At 52.9% G+C, this 21,646-nt stretch carries 16 protein-coding genes and 4 pseudogenes; 10 read left to right on the forward strand and 10 right to left on the reverse strand.

Annotation, left to right across the window (positions count from 1 at the left end):
- Window positions 1-228: 228 nt before the first annotated feature.
- From Absy_RS11205 to Absy_RS11235, 7 genes and pseudogenes are all read right to left on the reverse strand, one after another.
- Window positions 229-630 carry an ester cyclase gene (locus Absy_RS11205; RefSeq protein ID WP_040133499.1) on the reverse strand — a complete coding sequence of 134 codons (402 nt, stop codon included), beginning with the start codon at window positions 628-630 and terminating at the stop codon, window positions 229-231.
- A gap of 11 nt (window positions 631-641) precedes the next feature.
- The gene (locus Absy_RS11210; protein ID WP_040133497.1) at window positions 642-1,412 is read right to left on the reverse strand and encodes an MBL fold metallo-hydrolase; all 771 of its coding nucleotides are present in this window, start codon (window positions 1,410-1,412) and stop codon (window positions 642-644) included.
- 54 nt (window positions 1,413-1,466) lie between these two features.
- Entirely contained in the window at window positions 1,467-2,045 is a 579-nt protein-coding gene (locus Absy_RS11215) for a TetR/AcrR family transcriptional regulator (protein WP_040133494.1), read from the reverse strand.
- A 360-nt stretch (window positions 2,046-2,405) separates the two neighbouring features.
- A complete protein-coding gene (locus Absy_RS11220; protein WP_245614831.1) occupies window positions 2,406-3,464 on the reverse strand; it encodes a glycerophosphodiester phosphodiesterase family protein in 1,059 nt (352 codons plus the stop codon).
- A gap of 61 nt (window positions 3,465-3,525) precedes the next feature.
- The gene (locus tag Absy_RS11225; protein ID WP_048854855.1) at window positions 3,526-5,976 is read right to left on the reverse strand and encodes a TonB-dependent receptor; all 2,451 of its coding nucleotides are present in this window, start codon (window positions 5,974-5,976) and stop codon (window positions 3,526-3,528) included.
- Between the two features lie 230 nt (window positions 5,977-6,206).
- Window positions 6,207-6,930, reverse strand: a pseudogene (locus Absy_RS11230) (IS5 family transposase).
- Between the two features lie 231 nt (window positions 6,931-7,161).
- Window positions 7,162-7,605 carry a MerR family transcriptional regulator gene (locus Absy_RS11235; RefSeq protein ID WP_048854857.1) on the reverse strand — a complete coding sequence of 148 codons (444 nt, stop codon included), beginning with the start codon at window positions 7,603-7,605 and terminating at the stop codon, window positions 7,162-7,164.
- Window positions 7,606-7,680: 75 nt separating this feature from the next.
- Between Absy_RS11235 and Absy_RS11240 the strand changes: the two genes are divergently transcribed.
- From Absy_RS11240 to Absy_RS11270, 7 genes are all read left to right on the forward strand, one after another.
- Complete coding sequence (locus Absy_RS11240; RefSeq protein ID WP_048854858.1) at window positions 7,681-9,819, forward strand: heavy metal translocating P-type ATPase; 2,139 nt, start codon at window positions 7,681-7,683, stop codon at window positions 9,817-9,819.
- Between the two features lie 292 nt (window positions 9,820-10,111).
- On the forward strand, window positions 10,112-10,543 hold the full coding sequence (locus Absy_RS11245) for a hypothetical protein (RefSeq protein ID WP_242005657.1): 432 nt from the start codon (window positions 10,112-10,114) through the stop codon (window positions 10,541-10,543).
- Window positions 10,544-10,562: 19 nt separating this feature from the next.
- Complete coding sequence (locus Absy_RS11250; RefSeq protein WP_048854859.1) at window positions 10,563-11,798, forward strand: TolC family protein; 1,236 nt, start codon at window positions 10,563-10,565, stop codon at window positions 11,796-11,798.
- Window positions 11,795-12,946 carry an efflux RND transporter periplasmic adaptor subunit gene (locus Absy_RS11255; protein ID WP_048854860.1) on the forward strand — a complete coding sequence of 384 codons (1,152 nt, stop codon included), beginning with the start codon at window positions 11,795-11,797 and terminating at the stop codon, window positions 12,944-12,946. The genes Absy_RS11250 and Absy_RS11255 overlap by 4 nt, the downstream gene beginning before the upstream one ends.
- Complete coding sequence (locus Absy_RS11260; RefSeq protein ID WP_048854861.1) at window positions 12,946-16,017, forward strand: efflux RND transporter permease subunit; 3,072 nt, start codon at window positions 12,946-12,948, stop codon at window positions 16,015-16,017. The genes Absy_RS11255 and Absy_RS11260 overlap by 1 nt, the downstream gene beginning before the upstream one ends.
- Window positions 16,017-16,691, forward strand: a complete 675-nt coding sequence (locus Absy_RS11265; RefSeq protein ID WP_048854862.1) for a response regulator transcription factor — start codon at window positions 16,017-16,019, stop codon at window positions 16,689-16,691. The genes Absy_RS11260 and Absy_RS11265 overlap by 1 nt, the downstream gene beginning before the upstream one ends.
- The gene (locus tag Absy_RS11270; protein ID WP_048854863.1) at window positions 16,688-18,040 is read left to right on the forward strand and encodes a sensor histidine kinase; all 1,353 of its coding nucleotides are present in this window, start codon (window positions 16,688-16,690) and stop codon (window positions 18,038-18,040) included. The genes Absy_RS11265 and Absy_RS11270 overlap by 4 nt, the downstream gene beginning before the upstream one ends.
- A 259-nt stretch (window positions 18,041-18,299) precedes the next feature.
- Here the strand turns inward: Absy_RS11270 and Absy_RS11280 are convergent.
- Window positions 18,300-18,579, reverse strand: a pseudogene (locus Absy_RS11280) (ATP-binding protein); the annotation flags it as partial.
- 224 nt (window positions 18,580-18,803) lie between these two features.
- Between Absy_RS11280 and Absy_RS11285 the strand changes: the two are divergent.
- Entirely contained in the window at window positions 18,804-19,103 is a 300-nt protein-coding gene (locus tag Absy_RS11285) for a hypothetical protein (RefSeq protein WP_146802647.1), read from the forward strand.
- Window positions 19,090-20,295, forward strand: a complete 1,206-nt coding sequence (locus tag Absy_RS11290; protein ID WP_084597158.1) for an OprO/OprP family phosphate-selective porin — start codon at window positions 19,090-19,092, stop codon at window positions 20,293-20,295. The genes Absy_RS11285 and Absy_RS11290 overlap by 14 nt, the downstream gene beginning before the upstream one ends.
- A gap of 98 nt (window positions 20,296-20,393) precedes the next feature.
- Here Absy_RS11290 and Absy_RS11295 read toward each other — a convergent pair.
- A pseudogene (locus tag Absy_RS11295) lies at window positions 20,394-20,983 on the reverse strand (transposase); the annotation flags it as partial.
- A gap of 74 nt (window positions 20,984-21,057) precedes the next feature.
- Window positions 21,058-21,198, reverse strand: a pseudogene (locus Absy_RS11300) (PIN domain nuclease); the annotation flags it as partial.
- A gap of 129 nt (window positions 21,199-21,327) precedes the next feature.
- Between Absy_RS11300 and Absy_RS11305 the strand changes: the two are divergent.
- Window positions 21,328-21,642 carry an ArsR/SmtB family transcription factor gene (locus tag Absy_RS11305; RefSeq protein WP_048854868.1) on the forward strand — a complete coding sequence of 105 codons (315 nt, stop codon included), beginning with the start codon at window positions 21,328-21,330 and terminating at the stop codon, window positions 21,640-21,642.
- Window positions 21,643-21,646: the final 4 nt, after the last annotated feature.

Here is a 21,646-nt window from a genome sequence, read left to right on the forward strand (position 1 = left end):
CTCTCGGGTCGTTCTGTCTCCACAAAACCCGGGGCAATTCAGGTTGCAGTCTGTTCGCGCCGCCGCCTGTCGACAAACATGTGATTTCCGCCAGGGTGGCTAGGCAGCTCCCGACAAAAATAGGAGGTTCCCTGGGCGTGTACGAATGTGAAATCGGCCATCCGCCAGTTCAGCCCATGAATGCGGCAGGACCGATGCAGCAGGACGTCCCGCTGCATCGGCGTCCGTTCAGGCAAGCTGGTTGCGAATATCCATGCGGTCGAAGTGCGCCCGCTTTTCGATGATCTTGCCGTCCTTCAGAGTCAGCAACATCAGCAACGAAAAGCGAAGCTTCTTCCCGGTCGCCGGGACTCCTTGATGCAGTCCGCTGTGAATGCCTTGGAAGACGAGATAGGCGGCGACCTTGTCGCCTTCGGCGATCAATTCGACAATGGGCATGGTCCAGTCGTCGAAGGCGTCGAAATTCTGCTTCTCCGACGCCACGAACCCTTCGACCCCGTGATGAGGCGTGTCCATCTGATGGTAGAACTTGAGGTCGGAGTGGCAATATTGCGCGAGAAGGTCGAATTCCCGGCGGTTGATCGCGTCGTAGAATGCCTGGACGACGGCCTTGTTTGCTTCGGTGGTCATAATCTGTCCTTTCAGAATGAATAGGCTTCGCCGTCGGCCGGCACGAGCACGCGGTCGGCAAGATCGTGCTCCGCGACGAAGGCATTGAGCTCGGCGCGCGTCAGCACGGCGTGGTTGACGGCCTCGAGATGGCTCGCGATCACGGTCGCGAAGGGCGCGGCATCATGGGCGCGCTTCACGTCTTCCTTGCCCATGATGATCGGATCGAGCCCCGGAATCTGCGCGTCGCCGGCATTGAGGATGATGATGTCGGGCCGCGCGTCGGCCAGGACCTCCTCGACCGACGCGTTCCAGACGGTGTCGCCGGCAAGGTAGAGCGTCTTCTCGCCTTCGGCCGTGAACAGCACGCCGCAGACCTCGCCGAGCACTTCCCCGGCGGCGGCCATGGTCGCGTCCGATCCGTGCTGGCCGGCGGTGCGGGTCAGGCTGACGTTCTTGAAGCCGGGTTCGTCGGCCAGGTTGCGGACGTCCGCGAAGCCTTGGCTGCGGAACAGTTCGGCGTCCGCCTCGTCCCGCGCGAAGAGCGGCAGGTGCTTGGGCACGAGAGCGACCGCAGCCTCGTCCCAGTGATCGGGATGGCTATGAGTGACGATGACTGCATCGACATCGAGAATCTCGCTCATCGGCGTGGCGAGTTCGACCCGCGGATTGCGGATGTGGCTGTTCATCGTGCCCTCGAAGCCCGGATAGGTATCTTTCGCCGCGAGATAGGGATCGATGAGGAAGCGCTGGCCGCCGTAATCGATGCGCAGCGTGGCGTTCCGGATCTGTCTGACTTGCATTTTACGTCTCCTTGTTGAGGACCAATTGGTCCAAAATGATCAAAAAAAGGGGGCTCAGCTATCGAGCAGGATTTCGATCTGCCTGATTGCGGTCCGCAGGAAATCGCCGTCGGCGAACGAGCGCGCCATCACCTGCATCCCGGGGAAGAGGATGGTCAGCAGCCGCGCGAGTTCGTTGGGCGGCCGCCGGGTCGCGACCGAGCCGTCCGTCTGACCGCGGGCAATCGCGGTGGCCAGAATGGTTTCGATGGTCGCGAAGTCCTGCCGCACCCGCTCCCGCACCTCGGGGTCATGCGGGGCGAGTTCGACGGCCTCGTTGATGCTCATGCACCCTTCGAACCCCTCCGCCCGGGCATCCTCGACGATCTTCTCGAAAAAGGCCAGAATGCCCGCGCGGGCATTGCCGTCACCGGTCACGCGCCGCATTTCTGCCTCCCGCTCGGCCCGATAGTTGTCGAAGGCGGACAGCATGAGCTCGTGCTTGCTGCCGAACGTCGCATAGAGACTGCTCTTGCTCAGCCCGGTCGCAGCCAACAGATCGCTGAGCGAGGTCGCCACGAAACCCTTCTGCCAGAAGAGCTTCATGGCTTTGTTCAAGACCTGCTGCTTGTCGAACTCTTGCGGCCTGGCCACGATCGTTATCCCTGCAATGGCATGCTGTGGGAGGGTGTATAGTCATTTAGGACCGTTTAGTCCAGAAAAATATTCCGCTATGTTTCAGTCAGTTACGAAATTTCGATTATTGACCTGGCTCGCTCGTTGTTAGGCTAGGCTCGAACGGTCTGAAAACGTGGTTAAAACGAAACCTGACACTTAGGGTCACGGTCGCGACCAACGGCTTTATCGCAGAGCAGGTCATTTGCGGTCTTGCGCGGCAAACAGGTGTTTTCCGACGCCTTCAAGCCTTAGCGTATATCTGTGCCCCTTTTATGTGACGCCCCCAAGTTGGAAGCGTTTTCTTTTCCTACGCCCAATCAATGCTTGCTGAATTTATTACTGATTTACGGCCATCCGGCCAATCGCAGGATCGTCTGTAAAGAAGCCATCTAGCCCCATGTCTAGATAACGGCGGATTTCCGAAATAGATCCTGCAACATTGCGCGCACCATCCCCATCTACATTACGTAGCTGGCGAGGTAGGAAGTAGTTTTCTGGACGACAGGTATACGCATGAACCAACAAGCCAGCCGCATGAGCATCGTCCACTAAAGAAGACGGTTCAAGCCAAGATCCCTGTGCATCACGCGGGATCAGGTCAGTCAAGGAAGGACCAATAACATCAGCATAATGTCGCACCTCTCTCAAGCCCGCGGGAGCCATCAGATCACCGAAGGTGGTTTTCTGACCCTTTGCTGCAAGGTCGGGTGGCACGTCCGTGCGTTCCCCCATCAATAGCATTATTCTTGCCTGCGGGTTGATCGCACGTAGCTCATGACCAATACGTTGGAGATTACCGGTTTCAAATGATTGTAATTCCAAAGGGGCTGTACGCGTATAGTCATTGGCGGCAATTGTACGCAGGAATAGCGCTTCCGGATCGAACCCTAGTATATGGAAGTGGGTGGAATGTTTGATTTCTGGAATTAGTCCCAAGTCTCGTCCACATGCTGCTGCTTCAGCGGCTACAAAATCAATCACTTCCTCAAAGGTCGGAATGGCAAAATGGCCATCATAACGCGTATTGTGCATACGTAGTTTACTAAGGCGTTCTCTCGCGCGTAGAGTTTTCAACTCTGCCAAGGTGAAATCGGTGGTGAACCAACCCGTTGCCGTCTTACCATCAATAATGATGGTGCGCTTGCGGCTCGCAAATTCTGGTCGCTGCGCTACATCAGTAGTTTCGGCAATGTTGCTTTCATGACGGCAGACCATCACACCATCTTTGGTCATCACCAAATCAGGTTCAATATAGTCTGCACCATCTGCAATCGCTTTTGCGTAAGATGCCAGTGTGTGCTCCGGTCGAAGGGCGGATGCTCCTCGGTGAGCAAATACCAGTGGACGCGGGACAAGTGACGGAGCCGCCTGTGCTGTTCGTGCTCCCGTCCACATTGCTGCGGCACAGGAGCCAACCAAAAGAGAACGCCGTGAGCAACTTCGCATCAGACTTACCTTAGAATGTTGCGCTTAACGTCAGGAAGTACATCCGTGGCGCTATGGGAAAAGCCGTGTATTGGCCGGATGCGTTGTTAGTATTGAGTGTAGACCAGCCTTTTTCATTCGTCAGATTGGTAATATTCCCCTGCACATGCAGTGATCGGATGTGAGGAATCCCCTTGATATCATACCCGGCATTCAAACTGAACAACGCATAGGCGCTAGCATGTAGATCGTTGGTAAAAGTGGTGTAACGCCTACCAACGACATCACCAATAAACTGTGCGTCAAAATCTCCCCAGCGGGTAGAAGCTACGAATTTTTCAGTCCAGTTTGGAACGCCAGCTACGTTTTTACCAGCGGTATGCACCGACGTGGTGCCATTCATATAATTATCGTTATAAACCGATTTATTATAGGATAAGGCGTTATAGAAAGAAAAATGTGGACCAAATTGTGCAGTGAAGGAAAAATCCATCCCATCGGTAGAGACAGATCCTACGTTGGTTAGTGTTGTTGCGCTTCCGACGATGGAAGAGAGAGTCTGTGTTGTGGCAACAGCCAAGAGGCGATTTGAGAAATGCACATGATAGTATTCAAGCTGCCCACTGATATTGGTCAGCGGACCGGCATCCAAATGCCTGTTCGTGCGGAAGCCTGTTTCATACGTCCATGAGGTTTCAGGCTTGCCATTCTTGCGGAAGTCATCAAAAGCCTGCTGGCTGGTTACACCCCACGGGGTCGCGTTGCCATAGCCTGCGGCTTCAAATGAGCGCATGTTTTCCTGAATATTGGCAAACCATTGCTCATGATTGGTAATGTTCCACAGCGCGCCAAAAGCAGGTAGGAATGGTTTTACTGAGGCAATGGTCCCACCAGGGACGGTAATAGCGGTTTTGGGAGAAAGTGATCCAGGCAGGGCCGCTACTGGCAGCGTGCCATTGGTGTAGACCAGTTCGGATTTAAACCCGGCATTCAGTGCAAAATTCTTGCTGACCTGCCAAGTATCCTGCAGATGCGTGGTCCATGTGTTCGTATAGAAATTGTTGGTATACTGATCAATCAGCGCATTCTGTTGGCGTTCATACGGAGTGGTCGGGTTGTTGGCATCAAAAGCATACCACCGACGGGCCTGTGTATTGTTGTTACGTTCGTACCAGCCGCCTAGTTCAATATTATGATGCCCGACATGGTAGTGCAGGTTGGTCATGATCCCGCCACGATTATCCCAGTATTCCGTGGTACGGGTAGCCATGCCTGAGCCACCAAATACATTGGATAGGTCAGAAGCGCTCTGATTAGGGAAGTAAGATGAGAACAATGTAGGCAGACCCGCCGCTGTAATGGGGCCTGCTACAACACCTTCACCCAGATCATGATGATAGTAAATCTGCGTATCCCACTTCAGGTCCTTAGTGAAGTTATGAGACCATTTTGCGTACATCAAATAATCTTCACGCTGAGCAGCAGAATAGTAATTCCGATAATTGAGACCGGAATTTGTATAGGCTGAAGAATTTTTGTAATAATTAATGGCTTCAGAAAGGTTGGGATACATGAATGGGCGAACATATAGGTCGCCACCATTCGGCATTACGATGCCATCTTCGTTCGGCTCGACTTTCTGTGCCCAGTCGAAGAACACACTGATTTTGTTCTTTTCATCCTCATGCACGAATTTTGCATTTACTTGATTACCACCCTGATGTCCGGCAAAATCCCACGCGCGCGCATCTTGCCGTCCCCAAGAGACATAGGCCGAATTTCCGTTTCCAAAATCTCCCGTGTCGATACGGGCAAAGGTGCGGAACGTTGACCAGCTTCCAAAAGTCTGGCTCAACTGGCCTCCAGCACGATGCAGTGGGTCTTGTGTAGTAAATTGCAACGTGCCACCTAGATTACTAGTCGAGGCAGTGCCCAAAGCTCCTGCACCTGTAGCAACGGACGCGGAAGCAATATTCTCACTAATTGCTGCGCGTTGGGGAGAAAGGCCATTGTAGTTACCGTAATCCTGATCCCCTAGTGGGATACCATCCAACGTGTAGCCAAGCTGGTTTTTTGCAAAACCATGTATAAAAAGTGAAGAGTTTTGTTCGTTATTCCCCCATGGATCAGCATTATTGAACACAACACCGGGAAGAATTTGTAAGGATTTTATGGGGTTAATACCAGGCAGAATACGCTGCATCTGAATATGGCCAACAGTCTGCTCAGATCTGCTATGACGACCTGTGGCAATAATCTGTTCAGCTTCCTTCGCATGGGTAGCACTAGAGTTTTTAAGGGACCGACGAGGGGCATGGACTGCAGATGTGCTGGCACCCTGTATCTGGGCAAGGTTATGAGTTTGCGCAGCTTTTGATGCGCCTTGGTTTTTGGGAACCGTTGCCGCAAAGCCAGTGGAAAATGCCAGAGGAGAACAGAAGAGCCACAGAGCAGCCCGACGCGACAAGGGTATAAGGCGCATGGAAATAAAATTATCCTGAACTTCGGTTGATCCCTAAGTGCGTTGTTACAAAAAATTTCCGATAAATTGTGTGACACTTTTATTGTGAAATATTGTTCTTTTGCTTCGAACTAGACACTGATTTTAACAATTTTTTTAATCGAGTGAATATCTTTGACTCACAAGGTTTTTTATATTGGGAGGCACATTGTTCACTTTCACCTCATCGTCCTTAAACTTTGGCTCAGGACTCATAGCCAGAACAAGACGGTCAGGCATCTGTCATAGCGTGTTGCGACCCGTCTCCAGTCCTTGAGCCTGCCGAACATGATCTCGATACGGTTGCAGCGTTTGTATTTCCGCTTGTCGTATTTGATCGGTCTTCCACGAGATTTTCGGCCAGGAATACAGGATTTGATCCCTTTCTTCTCCAGGGCCTTCCTGAACCAGTCAGCGTCATAGCCCCGGTCTGCCAGCACCCATTCGGCGGGTGGCAGACCGTCCAGATGGGCAGCTGCACCAGTGTAGTCACTGATCTGGCCTGCTGTCATGAAGACGTCGAGTGGACGTCCGTTCCAGTCGGTGACGGCATGTAGCTTCGTATTCATCCCGCCTTTGGTCCGCCCGCTCAGACGGTCTGGGCCCCCTTTTTTAACCGCAGGCTCGAAGCCATGCGATGTGCTTTGAGATAGGTCGCATCAATCATGATCATCTGAGGCTCTGCCTTGCCGTTAGCCAGTCCATCCATCATACAGATGAAGATCCCCATAGCACTCAGCGCTTCCAGCGGTTGTAGAGCGTCTTGTATGGGCCGTATTCCCGGGGGGCATCACGCCAGCGCAGACCATTGCGGTTCACGAAAATGATCCCGCTCAACACACGACAGCCGTCAACCCGAGGTTTGCCATGGCTCTTCGGGAAAAAGGGACGCAGACGATCCATCTGCCCGTCCGTCAGCCAATACAGGTCACTCATCTTCAGTCTCCTCAAGGAGCCTGAATCACATCCTGCTGCCCATATCAATGGATCCTGAGCCTAGCGCTCTCAGTCCTGAGTATTTTTTCATGAATAATATGCCTTTCATAGAACTATATTACTGATTTTTAATCACAATCATTCTGATAAATCAGGCCATAGTCACGTCTGATACTTATACCGTAAAAGGAAGTTTGGCAGGGCACTCCAAGCAACCAGCCATTTGCGACATTACTGGTCAATATCATGAGACATGATTTTCTGATGATCAGCCACGCATAGGCCATGATCACCCAGAACCTGAATAACCCGGCATGTTTGCACTGTGCCACAGGTGCATTGTGCTACCATACGCTCAAGTTCCTTATACAGGGCATTCAGCCTTACAAGGCGGTGTTCCACCTCCGCAAGCTGGCGCTTTGCAATGGCATCAATGGCATCACAACTCTGATCGGGGCTATCCGACAGGGCCAGCAATTCCCGAATATCTTCCAGCGGAAACCCCAGCTCGCGCGCATGGCGGATAAAGTTCAAGCGTTCGCGGCTGGTATTATTGTAAATCCTTTGCCCACCTTCATTTCGTTCCGGCTTGGGGAGCAGCCCGATCTGCTCGTAGTAGCGGATGGTTGGTACTTTTACACCCGTCAGCCCAGACAGTTTTCCGATACTCAACATGCAGAATCCTCTTGAACCTCTAGTTACTAGAGGATGTAGCTATCTCATTCTCTCTCGTTGGGACAGGAGGATAAAATGCCGGATACACATGAATGGCTTGTAACAGGGATGGACTGCCCATCCTGCGCTGCAAAAATAAAAGGAGCCGTAGTCCAGCTACCCGGCATTGAAGCGGTTGAAATATCTGTCATGTCCCGAAAACTCAGGGTTACGGCAACGTCGCATGCCACTTCCCCGGCAGACATTGAAAACCGGGTAAAAAGCCTTGGTTACGGTATTGAAGCCATTGCACAGGCAGGCGGTGCGCGCACTGAGGCTGACGAGCACACCACACAAACTGCTGCGCCTTGGTACCGAACAGGAAAAGGGCATCTGGTTCTGCTCACCGCAACCTTGCTTGTGGTGGCATGGGGGGTGGCACTTCTGCTGCCAGATGCTGGGAATTGGCCGTTTATTGTAGCGTGCCTTGCGGGCCTTATACCCGTTGCCTTGCGGGCTTTTGCCGCCATCCGTGCAGGGCAGCCTTTTTCTATTGAAGCACTGATGACCATTGCTGCAACAGGTGCGCTGTTTATTGGCGCAACGCAGGAAGCTGCTCTGGTTGTCTTTCTGTTTGCCGTAGGCGAACTGCTTGAAGGCGTTGCCGTAAGCCATGCGCGCGATGGCATTCGGGCGTTAAGCACGCTGGTACCCAAAACGGCCCTGCGCGAAAAAAACGACATGCTGGAAGACGTCGCGGCAGCAGAACTTGTGCCTGGCGATATTGTTATTGTGCGGCCGGGGGACCGTATCCCTGCCGATGGCACGATCATTTCTGGCACCGGCGGTGTTGATGAAAGCCCCGTAACGGGTGAGAGCATGCCTGTAACACGTGGGCCGGGCGACCCGGTATTTGCTGGGGCGATTAATAACGAAACAGCCCTGCGGATACAGGTAACACGTGCAGCCGCAGACAATACCATTGCCCGGATTATCCGGTTGGTTGAACAGGCGGAAGACTCACGCGCACCAACACAGCGGTTTATTGACCGCTTCAGCCGTTGGTACATGCCTTCCATTGTAGTTCTATCTGCACTGGTTGTAGCTATCCCACCCCTGTTTTTTGGGCAGGCGTGGTCGGTCTGGGTCTATCGTGGCCTGTCCCTGCTGCTTATTGGGTGCCCATGCGCTCTGGTTATCTCGGTCCCTGCCGCCATTGCATCGGCTCTATGCGCTGGGGCACGGCACGGCCTGCTTATGAAGGGTGGTGCCGTTATTGAAGCCACGGCGGCAATCAAAACGGTTGCACTGGATAAAACAGGCACCCTGACCATGGGCCAGCCCGAGGTAACGGATATTCTCTGCCTGGATCAGCACTCTACGGCCGAAGTTCTTGCTCTTGCCGCAGCAGTAGAAAAAGCCTCCAACCACCCGCTGGCTCAGGCCATTGTACGCAAGGCGGCAGGCATGGCGCTGCCACCCGTGCAGGATAGCCGCGCCATTGCGGGCAAGGGTGTATCTGCCATGCTTGATGGGCAGATCATAACAATCGCCAGCCCCCGGCATGCAATGCAGGATGGCGCATTGTCCAGCACAGCCGCGGCACAGGCCACTGCCATGGAAAGTGAAGGCAAAACGGTTGTTGTCCTTTATACCGGCACGGCTCTGGCACTGATCGGATTACGGGATGAACCAAGGCAGGATGCGCAGGAAACAATACGGCAACTCCGCAGCCTTGGGGTCACGCCCATTATCCTGACAGGAGATAACCAACGCACAGCCGCAGCCATTGCAGCCATGCTGCACACGGATTACGAAGCCGAACTGCTACCGGAACAGAAACAGCAGACCATCCGCGAACTGGCAGCACGTGGCCCGGTTATGATGGTGGGGGACGGCATTAACGATGCCCCAGCCCTTAAACAGGCAACAGTTGGTGTTGCCATAGGATCGGGAACAGATGTTGCGCTGGAAACCGCGGACGCCGCCATACTGCGTAACTGTATTACAGACATTCCGGCTCTTATTCGCCTTGCCCGTTCCACCATGAGCAACATCCGGCAGAATGTATCCATCGCACTCGGGCTGAAAGGGGTTTTTCTGGTAACAACCATTATTGGCATGACGGGCCTGTGGCTGGCCATTATGGCGGATACCGGCGCCACTGTTCTTGTAACCCTGAACGCCCTGCGGCTTTTACGCACAAAACCCGCGGGACTTGCACAAAAAAATTAGGAGAGCCTGCCCTTGCCCTTTGATGCTCCTGCAACAAAAGGCAGGGGCAAAATAGGCATGAGGGCAAGGGCCGTCGGCCTACACTCTCATGTCTGACATCGGCAAACAGTCGCTATACCCTGCGAGCCTGTTTTTCCACCTTTTCCCTGCCGTTCAGGTTCACGTCATTTTCCTCTGTTATGAAGGTTATGACTTTCAACAGGATGATATGAACGTGACTATCAAACGAGAACAGGCCAACAGCGCAATCCAGATCGCCCGTTATGGGGTAATCATCCTGAGTCTGGTTTGCATGAGCTCCCGACTAGCCCAGGCAGACGATGCCACAGATGATATTTGCAAAACTGCTGGGCAGGGCATTCGCCTGCATATCGATGGCACCTATGGTGGGTACCCCTTTTCCGTATTGCGTGAAGCAGTATTGGATGGGGTGGCCTGTCCTTCCAGCGCCCTGCAAGTGCAGGCATTTGAGACTATAGCAGCCCCACCCCCGCATATGCGGATCACCCTCATGCGACCGTTGGGGCAAGGGCGGCAGGGAACAATCTCCGCCATGCTGTATGCCCAAGGACGATTTGTGATTGGCGAGCGGATGTCCCTCTCCTCTTTCTCTCGTACACAATCCCCCTCGTCAGTCAAAGCAGACATAAACCTCGTGACCACGAATTTATGGAACGATCTGGCGGCGCGCGTGACGCATAACAAGCCAATTATTCCTCAATGATTGGAACGTGAGTCATCCAATGCGGCTTGTCCTGTTTTTAAGTGTGGCTTGCTGGGGCATAGGCATGCCCTCCCTTCAGGCCCAGACACCGCAAAAGGCGCTGTCTTTCCATGATGCAGTCAGCATGGCCTGGAGCATTGACCCCGTGCGTAAGGCCCTTCAGGTGGGACATCATTCCGCCAAAGCACGTGCCAGTGCGGCTGGCTCCTGGTTTGCGGGCGGGCCAACACTCTCGGGTGAGTATATGGATGACCATGCCATAGGCAGTAATGAGGGATACACAACCTATCAGGGCGGTCTGTCCGTACCGCTCTGGCTGCCCGGACAAGGTAGCGCTACCCGCGAGGTCGCGGGTGCGGAATCTGAATCCATTAATGAGCAGCTTAACGTCGAGCATATGGTGCTTTCGATCAAAGTGCTGGAAGCTGCCGCAGCATTGCAGATCGCGCAGGCGCGCCTGAATGTAGCAAACGCGCTCTACAGCGCCACAAGCCGGATCAACCAGAATGTGACGCACGCGGTGCACGCAGGCGAACTGGCTCTTTCGGACAGCCAGATGGCACAGGCAGGACTGGAAAATGCCCGTAATGAACAGACACTGGCGCAAGAGGCCATGAATAATGCCCTTGCCGAGCAGGAAGTCCTGCTGGGGCGTGCCAGTGAAGTGGACTTTAACAGCGGTGATGGGCTGGCACATGCACGTTTTGTGGACCCGCATGATATGGAAGAGAACGACCCACGCATAAAAGTCGTGCGCCATAATGTTGAAGCTGCGGAAGCAAACATGAAGCTGGCGCGCCGGTCTTTTATGCCTAATCCTGAAATTGGCATTGATGCCATCCATGAAAAACAATACGGCAGCCCCTGGGATGACCGTGTAGGCATTAACTTCAGCGTTCCGTTGCCGAGTGAAGTGCGCAATACGCCCATGATGTCCGAAGCCAGCAACCGGTTGGCCACGGCCAATAGTGAGGAAATGCAGGCGCGCCGCATGGTGCATCTGGAAATTACGCGGGTCCGCGAGCGTCTTATGGCGGCAACAACCGCCCGACAGACCATGCGCACAGCCGCAGACAGTCTGGAAAAACGTGCCGTAGCGCAGGAGCGGGCATGGCGGGTTGGTGAAGTAGCCTTGAATACGGCCCTGCAAGCCCGGCAGGAAGCCTGCAACGCCCAGATGGCCAGTGCACGGGCAGACATTGAATGGCGTGTTGCAACCATCCGCATGCTGCTGGCCATGGGCGTTGTGCCATGAAAAAACTCCTGCTCCTTTGTTTTGCAAGCGCCTTCCCGCAGTTTGCCGCCTATGCCGCAGAACAGGCGTTACCAGCCGATATCTCCCTTGATGCCGCAGCGGTCAGCCATGAAGGGATTACGGTCTTTCCCGTTGCATCTGGCACGATTTTTCCGAGCATACCGGTCGTCTGTCAGGTCATACCCGACACCACGCGGCTTGTGCACATTCACCCCGTAGGCACTGGTAAGGTGCTCGCGGTGCTGGTCCAGCCCGGAACACATGTACGCCAAGGGCAGCCATTACTACGTTATCAGGACCATTCCCTGCACGCCGCCCAGTTGCAGGATGCACAGATACAGGCAGCCCTGACCGCTGCCATTGCAGCACAGCATGATGCAGCACAGGCTGTACAGCGTGCACAGCTGCTGGCGGGGCAGGCCGTATCCATTGCCGAGTTACACCGCAGACAGGATGCGCTGGCGCAGGCCAATGCCAATGTGCGGACCCGTCAGGCCGATGCGGATACGCTGGGCCATCGCTTCAAGGAGGAGTTCAACTCGGTTTCGGAACAGGGCGCACGTAAAGGCCGGGACGAAACGTCTACCCTGATTGCCCCTGTGGATGGAGTGGTGCAGACACTGGATATTAGCGTTGCGGCAGACCTTTCTCCCGCACAGGATGTCATGACACTGGCGGACCTTTCCAGCGTATGGGTTATCTCCGATGTGACGCCAGAGCAGGCAGCGCATATTCAGCCCGGTGCCCAGCAGAGCACGGTAACAACAGCAGGGCCGGTTATCTCACACATCAATACGGTGGGCGCAATGGCCAGTGCCCTTACGGGGCTGGTCAGGCTGATCAGCATTGTTCCCAATCCGACTGGCGCACTGGTACCCGGTATGGTGCTCAATGGAACACTTGCTGGAAAAGACGGTGTCCGGGGGCTTGTCGTACCCTCCGAAGCCATACAGAAAATTGCTGGCCAGTCCGTTGTGTTTATCCAGAAAGACAACACACATTACCATCCGGTTGTGGTGGATGTTGCCATGGACAATGGTGAGCAGGCCGTTATCCACACAGGGCTGAAGGAAGGGGAACACGTTGTAGCTCACGGCAGCTTTGCATTGCGCTCCGTTGTGGAACTGGCCGGAATGGACGCGGACTGATGGTGCTCAAATACCTGCACGCATTGCTGCGCAGCCGTCTGCTGGTCATGGGGGGGCTGAGCCTGTTCATGGCTGCCGGGGTTATGGTGGTCATGGGTCTGCCGGTGGAAGCCGTGCCCGATATTTCTCCCAAGCAGGTCCTTGTGTCTGTTGTCGCCCCCGGTCTTGCGACCGAAGAGGTGGAAAAACTGATTACATTCCCCGTGGAAACAAGCATGACCGGCATTCCCGGCATGACGGATCTACGCTCTGTTTCCCGCAGTGGGGTTTCCGTTGTTTACGCACAGTTTGCCGATGATACGGACATCAACCTCGACCGCACACGTGTTAATGAACGGATGCAGCAGGCCCGAACGACCATATCCGTCCCCGGTATTACACTCAGCATGGGGCCACTTGCCACCGGCATGGGTGAGATCATGCAATTCCAGATCAAGGGAGCGGGGCATTCACTGACAGAACTGAACCGCCTGATGAACTGGGTCGTGGTGCCCCAGATGCGTCTGGTGCCCGGTGTGGTGGATGTAAACGTGAACGGGGGTGGAGAGGAAACATATGAAGTCACACTGGACCAGGCACGACTGGTTGCCAGCAATCTTTCTGCTGGAGACGTCTACCGCGCAATAGATGGCAACAATGCCGCATCTGGTGGTGGGTGGATTACACACCATGCGGAGCAGCAGATTGTTGTCGGTCGTGGTCTGGTGCGCGACCTGGATGATTTTGCGAACATTCCTGTCCGAAGCAACAGCGATGGTTCCATCCTGCGCCTGCGAGACCTTGGGCACGTTGGCATGGGAATGCGCACCCGCCTTGGCGCAGTCACCCGCGATGGACAGGGTGAAATCGTCATTGGTGTAGTGATGATGGAAAGCGGGGCAAGCTCGAATGCAACGCTGGCGGCCATAAAGGACGCCCTGCCCCGCATCCGGCAATCCCTGCCGGAAGGCGTTACGCTTGACCCCTATTACACCCGCGCCACATTGACCGGCACCACCATTGCTACTGTGCGCGACAATCTACTTATGGGGGCCGTGCTGGTGCTGGGCGTGCTGATTGTCGTGATCGGCAACTGGCGGGCGGCTCTGGTTATTGCATCCGTTATTCCGGTCGCTCTTGTCACAACCATGGCGGGCATGCGGTATTTTGGCATTTCAGCCAATCTGCTGAGCCTTGGCGCCATTGATTTTGGCATGATTGTTGATGGCTCTCTTGTTGTTGTCGAGCATATTCTCGCACGACGGGAAGAAGAACCTGATGTGGACTTCACGGCTCTGGTTATCTCATCCGTGCAACAGGTCATACGCCCGGTAGGGTTTGCCATACTTGTTATCATCATGGTGTATCTGCCGGTGCTGACGTTACAGGGCATAGAAGGACATATGTTTCGCCCTATGGCGCAGACTGTGATTATGGCGCTTCTGGCTTCCCTGCTGTACTGCTTTACCTGTGTTCCCGTTCTTTCCGTTTTGCTGCTGGGACGTGTGCACCCCAAAGGCGAGACGTATCTGATAACCACCCTGCGCGCGCCATACGCCATCATGGTCAAATGGGGGAAAGACCATCCCCGCATTCTGTTTGGTGGCACTCTGGCCATTCTGGTGCTCTCCGCCGGATTGGCAATGCGGCTGGGCGGAGAGTTTATTCCCCAACTGGATGAAGGGGCGCTCACAGTAACAACAACGCGCCTTCCTTCGGCATCCTTAAACACGGTACTTGCATCCGTTTCTCTGCAGGAGCAGATCCTCCGCCGTTTTCCTGAGGTCAAAGCCGTGGTCAGCAATACTGGCACCTCCGCCATACCAACCGACCCAATGGGCGTGAATGAAACAGACAGTTTTATTTTCCTCAATGACCCTTCAACATGGAAAACCGCACACACTCAGGCCGGACTGGTTGCCGCAATGGATGAAACCCTGCGGCGGGAACTTCCCGATGCGCTTTACTCATGGAGCCAGCCTGTCCAGATGCGTATGGACGACCTTCTGTCGGGTGTCAGAACCCAGATTGCTGTTTCCATTTATGGTGACAACCTGCAAACCCTTGCCAGATTAGGCGATCAGGTGGCTGCGGTCATGTCTGGCGTGCAGGGAGCAGCAGACGTAGCCCCTGCGGGTGATGGCACCGTGCCGCTGATTGTCATTGACGTGGACCGCATTCAGGCGGCCAGCCGGAATGTTGCCATGCAGGATATTCTGGATACGGTAGAAGCTGTCGGTGGCCACATAGGGCGCCCTGTGACTGTGGGTAATGCCATGATCAGCACCCAGGTCCGGTTTGATGCCCGTCAGGTCGCGTCCATTGCTGCCATTAGCACACTACAGATCCGGCGGGCCGATGGTCTGGGGCGTGTCATGCTGTCACAGGTTGCGCATGTGCATGAGGTGGACGGTCCACCACGCATCAGCCGGGACAGAGTGCGCAGGCGCATGGTCATACAGGCTAATGTCAGGGGCCGGGACCTTGCTTCCTACGTAGCGCAGGCACAGGCCCGCGTCAGGCAGGAGGTCAAACTCCCTGCAGGTTACACAATGGAATGGCAGGGGCAGTTCCAGAACCTGCAATCCGCCACACGTCGGCTGGAGCTTGTTCTGCCCATTGCTCTGGGGCTGATCTTTGCGTTGCTGGTTCTCGCGTTTGGTGCCCTACTTCCGGCCCTGCTCGTGTTTATCAACCTGCCGGTAGCTGCAACCGGCGGCGTCATTGCCCTTACACTCAGGGGGATGCCGTTCAGTATTTCTGCAGGCATCGGGTTCATTGCCCTGTTTGGTGTTGCTATTCTCAATGGTGTTGTGCTGGTCAGTGAAATATCAGCTTTGCGCGCCAGAGGCATGCAGGTTGCCCAGGCTGCTTTCAGGGCTGCCCAGTCGCGCTTCCGGCCGGTCATGGCTACGGCTCTTGTGGCAAGCCTTGGATTTTTCCCCATGGCGTTTTCTCAGAGTGCCGGGGCAGAAGTGGAACGGCCATTGGCCAGTGTTGTCATCGGTGGGCTTGTATCCTCCACTCTGCTGACGCTTCTGGTGCTCCCCTTGCTATATGCCCGGACCGTGCGGGAAAAGGAGCAGAGTTAATGCGTATCCTTATCGTTGAAGATGAACAGGATCTGGGTACAGCGGTACAGGAACGGATTGGTCTGGAAGGGCATGCCGTGGACTGGTTCATGACACTGGAGGACGCCCGGGCAGCCCTCGATGCGGTAGAGTATGACTTCATCTTGCTGGATATGGGATTACCAGATGGCCATGGGCGCGAATTACTGCGTGAAATCCGCCAGACATCGCGCAATGTTGCCATCCTGATTACCACGGCAGAAGACCAGATTAGTGACCGGATTACCGGCCTGTCTGATGGGGCGGATGATTACATTGTCAAACCATATGATCTGAATGAACTGGTTGCACGGATTGCGGCTGTCGCGCGCAGATATGTTGCTCCTCGTAAACAGATAATCCACCACCTGGATGACCTGACAATTGACCGCGAAAACCAATCTGTCTCACGCAATAACCAGAGACTGGACCTGACAGCCCGCGAATGGACGATCATGGAACTGCTGTCGCGCAATCCGGGCAGGATTTATTCGCGCCAGCAGATTGATACAGCACTCTACGCCCTCGACCATGAGGTGGACAGTAACACCGTGGAGGTTTTTATCAGCCGTTTGCGCAGAAAGGTAGGGAATACGGCCATACGAACCATACGTGGCCGTGGGTACTGCCTGAATGACAAGACGCACAACTCATGAAAAGCTGGAAGCTTTCAACACGCATTGTCAGCGGTATCTTGATGGTGGTCATGCTGGGCATGCTGCTGCTGAGCACGGCCGTAGGCGGGTTTACCCGTTATGAGGTGACGGAAAGACTGGATAATTCCTTGCAGGAAGTCTCTGAACGCCTGCAGACAGTTGTAGCAGACCGGATGCGCAACCAGACCTCTGTTTCCGTCGCATGGTTACCAGAAGCTGGCCCCCGAACACTGGCGTATCAGGTGCTTGATGATACGGGGCATATTGTACTGCGCTCACAGAATGCCCCCACCACTCCGTTTGTGCAGGGTGGCAAGGTCGGGTTTGTCAACGTGGCGCAGTTTCGCGTTTATGTCGCGGCCCCTTCGGCTGATCACTATCATGTTCTTGTGGGAGAGCCTACATTCCACCGACAGGAAGCCGTCCGACGGGCCATCATGATTTCCATCGTCCCGATGCTGCTATTTATGCCGGTCATCTGGTTGCTGGTACGTCTGATTGTGCACAGGGCTCTACGCCCCATGGACCGCCTGCACGATGAAATGCGCGCCCGTGGAAGCGGGAACCTGCGCCCCATTCTCTCCCTGAACCTGCCAGATGAGCTGCTCCCCATCCAGCGCTCCGTCAACACGCTTATGGAACGGCTGGAAACTGCCTTATCAACTGAACGTGCGTTTGCCGCCAGCGCAGCCCATGAACTCCGTAATCCACTGGGGGCACTTATGGCGCAGGTGCAAATGCTCGGCCGCATGCTCCCCGCTGGCTCGGAGTTGGATGAACGGGTGGAACTCATAGCCAGCCGGACCCGTAGACTAGCCCGGACTGTAGAAAAACTACTGCAATTATCGCGCGCATCGTCCGGCATTGCATTCCGCCGAGACCGTTTTGATCTTTTGGCCGTCATACACGTTCTGGTCGATGACCTTTCGTGCAATGTGTATGACGATGTGGATATTATTTTAAAAACAAATGGAATATCAAAAATATTTGTCCACGGAGACATGGATGCAACGGGTATTCTAATCCGTAACCTTCTAGAAAATGCTCTGCTACACCGCAATATCGCAACACCCGTTGTGGTAACCATTCTGCCTGACGGCTGTATTGATATTACGAACGACTGTGCCGCATTATCCCCTGAAACTCTTGCCAGATTAACAAATCCATTTGTGCGTGGAAGCCATACAGTGCATGGCAGCGGACTGGGGCTGGCTATTGCCAGCAATATCGCCAAACAAATGGATGCCACGCTCTCGCTCCGTTCCCCCCTTGCCGGAACAACACGTGGTTTTGGTATTTCCATCCGCTTTCCTGATCTGGAAACCCATACTGGCGAACAGGGCGACTAGGTTCAGGACACATTCTTGAAGATAGAAGATGAAGGATGAAGCTTGCTCCGACGTGGATTACGGAGATGAATGTATGCGCGCTGCGGTCGTATCTGGTCGCAACACGTCGCCAGTTTTTCAGCTTTGCGAACATGTTTTCGATCAGATGACGCTTTTTATACAGATGCCAATTTGTTGATTTTCGTTGAGAACTGCCCCGGGTTTTTCATGAACAATTGACCCGTCCTGATTGTGTATGTCTCCTGTTATGAGGAGATATTCAAGCGTGTTTTTCTGCCTTTTTCTTTCTGATTTTTGGTTTGGCGCTACTGGCACGGAACCTGTAGCTGTCATTTCCTGTTTCGAGGATATGACAGTGATGGGTAAATCGATCGAGTAGCGCCCGTTGTCATCTTGGGGTCTCCGAAAACATCGTTCCATTCCCCGAACCCCAGATTAGTTGTGATAATGACACTTGTCCGCTCGTAGAGACGGCTGAGCAGATGGAACAGAAAAGCCCCACCTGACGCGCTGAACGGCAGGTATGGGAGTCTTAAAATGAGCCCGTTAGATCGGATTATGCTCTAAATACCTCATGCATTAAGTGAAAAATACAATTTCAAATAACCAAAAATAATAGTTGTATATATCATATAACTATGATTATGCCTTTTTAAAAAAGGGCAATATAAACAAAACATTTGTAGTTTAATATGTCTTTTTTTAACCAAAAAAACACGATAGGAAAGGTTCGCTTATCTTTGGAAAGTGAGGATCTTCGGTCATGTCATTACGAGTTAGGTTTGATCCTGAATTCATAGGAGAGCAAATCGGGCAGTTATGCTTTGAAGAAAGTCGTACAGTGCAAGAACTAGATTCATATCTAGCTGGTGCGGCTTATGCTGTGTGCTTATCTTTGGGCAAAGAGAAACCATGGAAACAAAAAGACTTTGTTAGCATTGGCTTATCTATTGTCCGCTCCGGGACAAAAAAATTTCTTGATTTAACAGAAAAAAACATACTGATAAATTCAGTTCCGCAAGAAAACGATATTAATCATATAAATAATCATGCGGAAAAATAAATATTATATTTTACATACTATATTAAGTCTGTGTTTTTTAAATTCAGATGCCGTTGCGGGAACTGTTAAAGATATTATTATCGGAAAAGTTATTGTGCATCCTTTTGCACAAGACCAACTTGAGGTTGGCAGTAATATACAAGGCAACAAATCTTCGTCTTCTCCTTCTGCCAGCGGTCCGCATATTCGTAACGGCGTGAGGGTCAATATAGCTAATCAGGTCAGAATAGGTGCTATTTGGGATTTTGGAGCAGCTCCTGGAGGACAAATGCGTCTTTTCGAAGGAGCGGCTAGTTATACGGGATTGAAACATTTCCAATTTTCAGTCGGCGTTTTTAATCCTAGTTTTGGGTTGTCATCTATGCAGCCCAGAGGTGATAGTATTTTTCCTGAAAGAGCAAGTGTTTCAACAATTACTCGTGGCCTTGCAGCTGGTGCTAATCGGCAAGCCATTCAGGCATTATTTTATGGAAGTTACTACCACTTGGCCATTTCTGGCACAGCAGGAACCGCAGGTCCTGGGAAAGACGGCAATCAAAGGGCAATCGTTTTCAGATCTGTTATTTTACCTATCCGTAGCCAATCTTTTCTCATGCACATAGGCATCTCAGGGGAATGGGTTTTCCAACCATCTCACAAAAGTTCGATGGAAGGTGGCGTATCGTTTTCGGATACACCTGAAAATGGGGACGGCCTGAAAGATAAATACATAAAAACGGGAAATATTCTCGCAAAAAGCGCTGGTGCTTTTGGCTTGGAGGGGGCTATTTCTTGGAAAAAATTACTTATAACGAGTGAATATTATAATTTAATTGTTAATACAAAGCCAAATCCCACGACAACCAGACAAAATTTTTATGGATGGTACGTGACTGCAGCTTACACATTAGTTGGAAAAGCACGTAGCTGGAAAGCAACATCGGCTAGTTTTACGTCTCCATCATGCGATCAGAAAGATTCTCTTTTTTGCCACGGTACTGGAGTTATAGAATTGGCGACAAGATTCTCTCAAATGGATTTAGAAAGCAATGATATATCAGGCGGAAAACAGAATATATGGAGTTTAAATATAAATTGGTATCCTCTGGATATTTTAAGACTTTCGTTAGATTATTCTCACACAAAATTTTATAGAAAAGGAACATATAATGATTTTGATAGCATTCTATCTATGTTCCAAGTATATTTCTAAATAAAAATTTAATAGCATTGAGCGATCATGGGCGGATTCAACCGGTCGTCGCAACACCTTCGATTATATGTTGTTTGAGCAGTTGGTCGAGTGCCCCTGCTGGTGTTTTCGTTGCTGCCACGTTGCCAGGGGCTTTGTGGATCGCCGAAATAGATATCAAGACCGGTATCAATCTGGAGTTGGGCGTGTTGTGCCATCTCCGCTCCCTGATCCCAAGTCAGGGATCTGCGCAGACTAACAGGTAGCTCCATGATGATCCCTGTAATCGCGTTACGAACGGTCTGGGCCCCATGACCAGCAAGGGCTGGACCATTCCTGATCACTCTGGTTTTTCCATGCCCTTTCAGTGCGATGCCATCTGGCGTGGCGATCAGGCCTGCAAGGCGATCGTGGACATAATCGTGCAAGGTAGATTTTTGTGCCAGCTTACTCACTTTGGGACGTTGGGCCGCACAATCCGCATGCCATTGTGCGGTGGTGGCACGGTAATTGAAATCCCCGTTGCGGGTCGCGGAATTGCGTCTGATCTCACGAGAGATCGTGCTGGGCGAACGTCCCAGCTTGCGGGCAATAGCACGCACCCCGATCTTCCGTGCGCATTCTAGGGCGATTTCTTCATGCTCGGAAAAGAAAGACTACGGCCCTGTGGGTGAGAGCCCGAAGGGGTTAAATGTGTGGGTGGCATCCCACTTCAGAGGAATTGAGAAAGTAAAGGATGAAAAAGCAGTCTGAAAAACATCCGTAAGAGATGTCATATCTCCTTCAGACTGCTTCGATCGGGCCCGAATAAGCTTTTACCAGCGGATCATGGGTCAGCAGAAGCAATCCTTTCACCGTGGCCTGTGCCACGAGTATCCGGTCAAAAGGATCCCGATGCACATCTGGCAGGTGTCTCATGGCCACCTTCAGCTCTTACGTAAAACGCGCTTTCGTGTCGTAACCTCGTGAAGGACTAAATCATGCATCATTCCATTAGGGATTGCTAAATATATTAGATAATAATATATTAGATATAGCTAATGGAATGGTGTGATGCTCAAGCCGTCAATGAACCTATCGACCTTCGAGGCGAAAGCCGGGCAGGTTGCCAATATGCTGAAGGCGATAGCCAACCCACGACGGTTAATGCTGCTGTGCAAGCTGGTCGACCATGGCGAAGTAACGGTCGGAGATCTGGCACGCGATATCGGGCTGTCGCAATCAGCCTGTTCGCAGCACCTCGCCAAAATGCGCGATGAAGGCCTTGTCGTATACCGGCGGGAAAGCCAGATGCTCTGGTATGCCATTGCAGATACCCGCGTTGCAACACTGCTCTCCACCCTCTGCCATCTTTACTGCAAGGATTAATTCT

The sequence above is a fragment of the Acetobacter syzygii genome (assembly GCF_000964225.1).
Lineage (GTDB): Bacteria > Pseudomonadota > Alphaproteobacteria > Acetobacterales > Acetobacteraceae > Acetobacter > Acetobacter syzygii.

Excerpts from the sequence above, each read along its gene's own strand:
- Absy_RS11290 (WP_084597158.1), top strand. The coding sequence starts at position 19,090 with ATGCGGAAAAATAAATATTATATTTTACATACTATATTAAGTCTGTGT.
- Absy_RS11210 (WP_040133497.1), bottom strand. The coding sequence starts at position 1,412 with ATGCAAGTCAGACAGATCCGGAACGCCACGCTGCGCATCGATTACGGC.
- Absy_RS11270 (WP_048854863.1), top strand. The coding sequence starts at position 16,688 with ATGAAAAGCTGGAAGCTTTCAACACGCATTGTCAGCGGTATCTTGATG.
- Absy_RS11305 (WP_048854868.1), top strand. The coding sequence starts at position 21,328 with ATGCTCAAGCCGTCAATGAACCTATCGACCTTCGAGGCGAAAGCCGGG.
- Absy_RS11260 (WP_048854861.1), top strand. The coding sequence starts at position 12,946 with ATGGTGCTCAAATACCTGCACGCATTGCTGCGCAGCCGTCTGCTGGTC.
- Absy_RS11265 (WP_048854862.1), top strand. The coding sequence starts at position 16,017 with ATGCGTATCCTTATCGTTGAAGATGAACAGGATCTGGGTACAGCGGTA.
- Absy_RS11255 (WP_048854860.1), top strand. The coding sequence starts at position 11,795 with ATGAAAAAACTCCTGCTCCTTTGTTTTGCAAGCGCCTTCCCGCAGTTT.
- Absy_RS11205 (WP_040133499.1), bottom strand. The coding sequence starts at position 630 with ATGACCACCGAAGCAAACAAGGCCGTCGTCCAGGCATTCTACGACGCG.
- Absy_RS11220 (WP_245614831.1), bottom strand. The coding sequence starts at position 3,464 with ATGTGGACGGGAGCACGAACAGCACAGGCGGCTCCGTCACTTGTCCCG.
- Absy_RS11240 (WP_048854858.1), top strand. The coding sequence starts at position 7,681 with ATGCCGGATACACATGAATGGCTTGTAACAGGGATGGACTGCCCATCC.
- Absy_RS11250 (WP_048854859.1), top strand. The coding sequence starts at position 10,563 with ATGCGGCTTGTCCTGTTTTTAAGTGTGGCTTGCTGGGGCATAGGCATG.
- Absy_RS11245 (WP_242005657.1), top strand. The coding sequence starts at position 10,112 with ATGAGCTCCCGACTAGCCCAGGCAGACGATGCCACAGATGATATTTGC.
- Absy_RS11235 (WP_048854857.1), bottom strand. The coding sequence starts at position 7,605 with ATGTTGAGTATCGGAAAACTGTCTGGGCTGACGGGTGTAAAAGTACCA.
- Absy_RS11285 (WP_146802647.1), top strand. The coding sequence starts at position 18,804 with ATGTCATTACGAGTTAGGTTTGATCCTGAATTCATAGGAGAGCAAATC.
- Absy_RS11225 (WP_048854855.1), bottom strand. The coding sequence starts at position 5,976 with ATGCGCCTTATACCCTTGTCGCGTCGGGCTGCTCTGTGGCTCTTCTGT.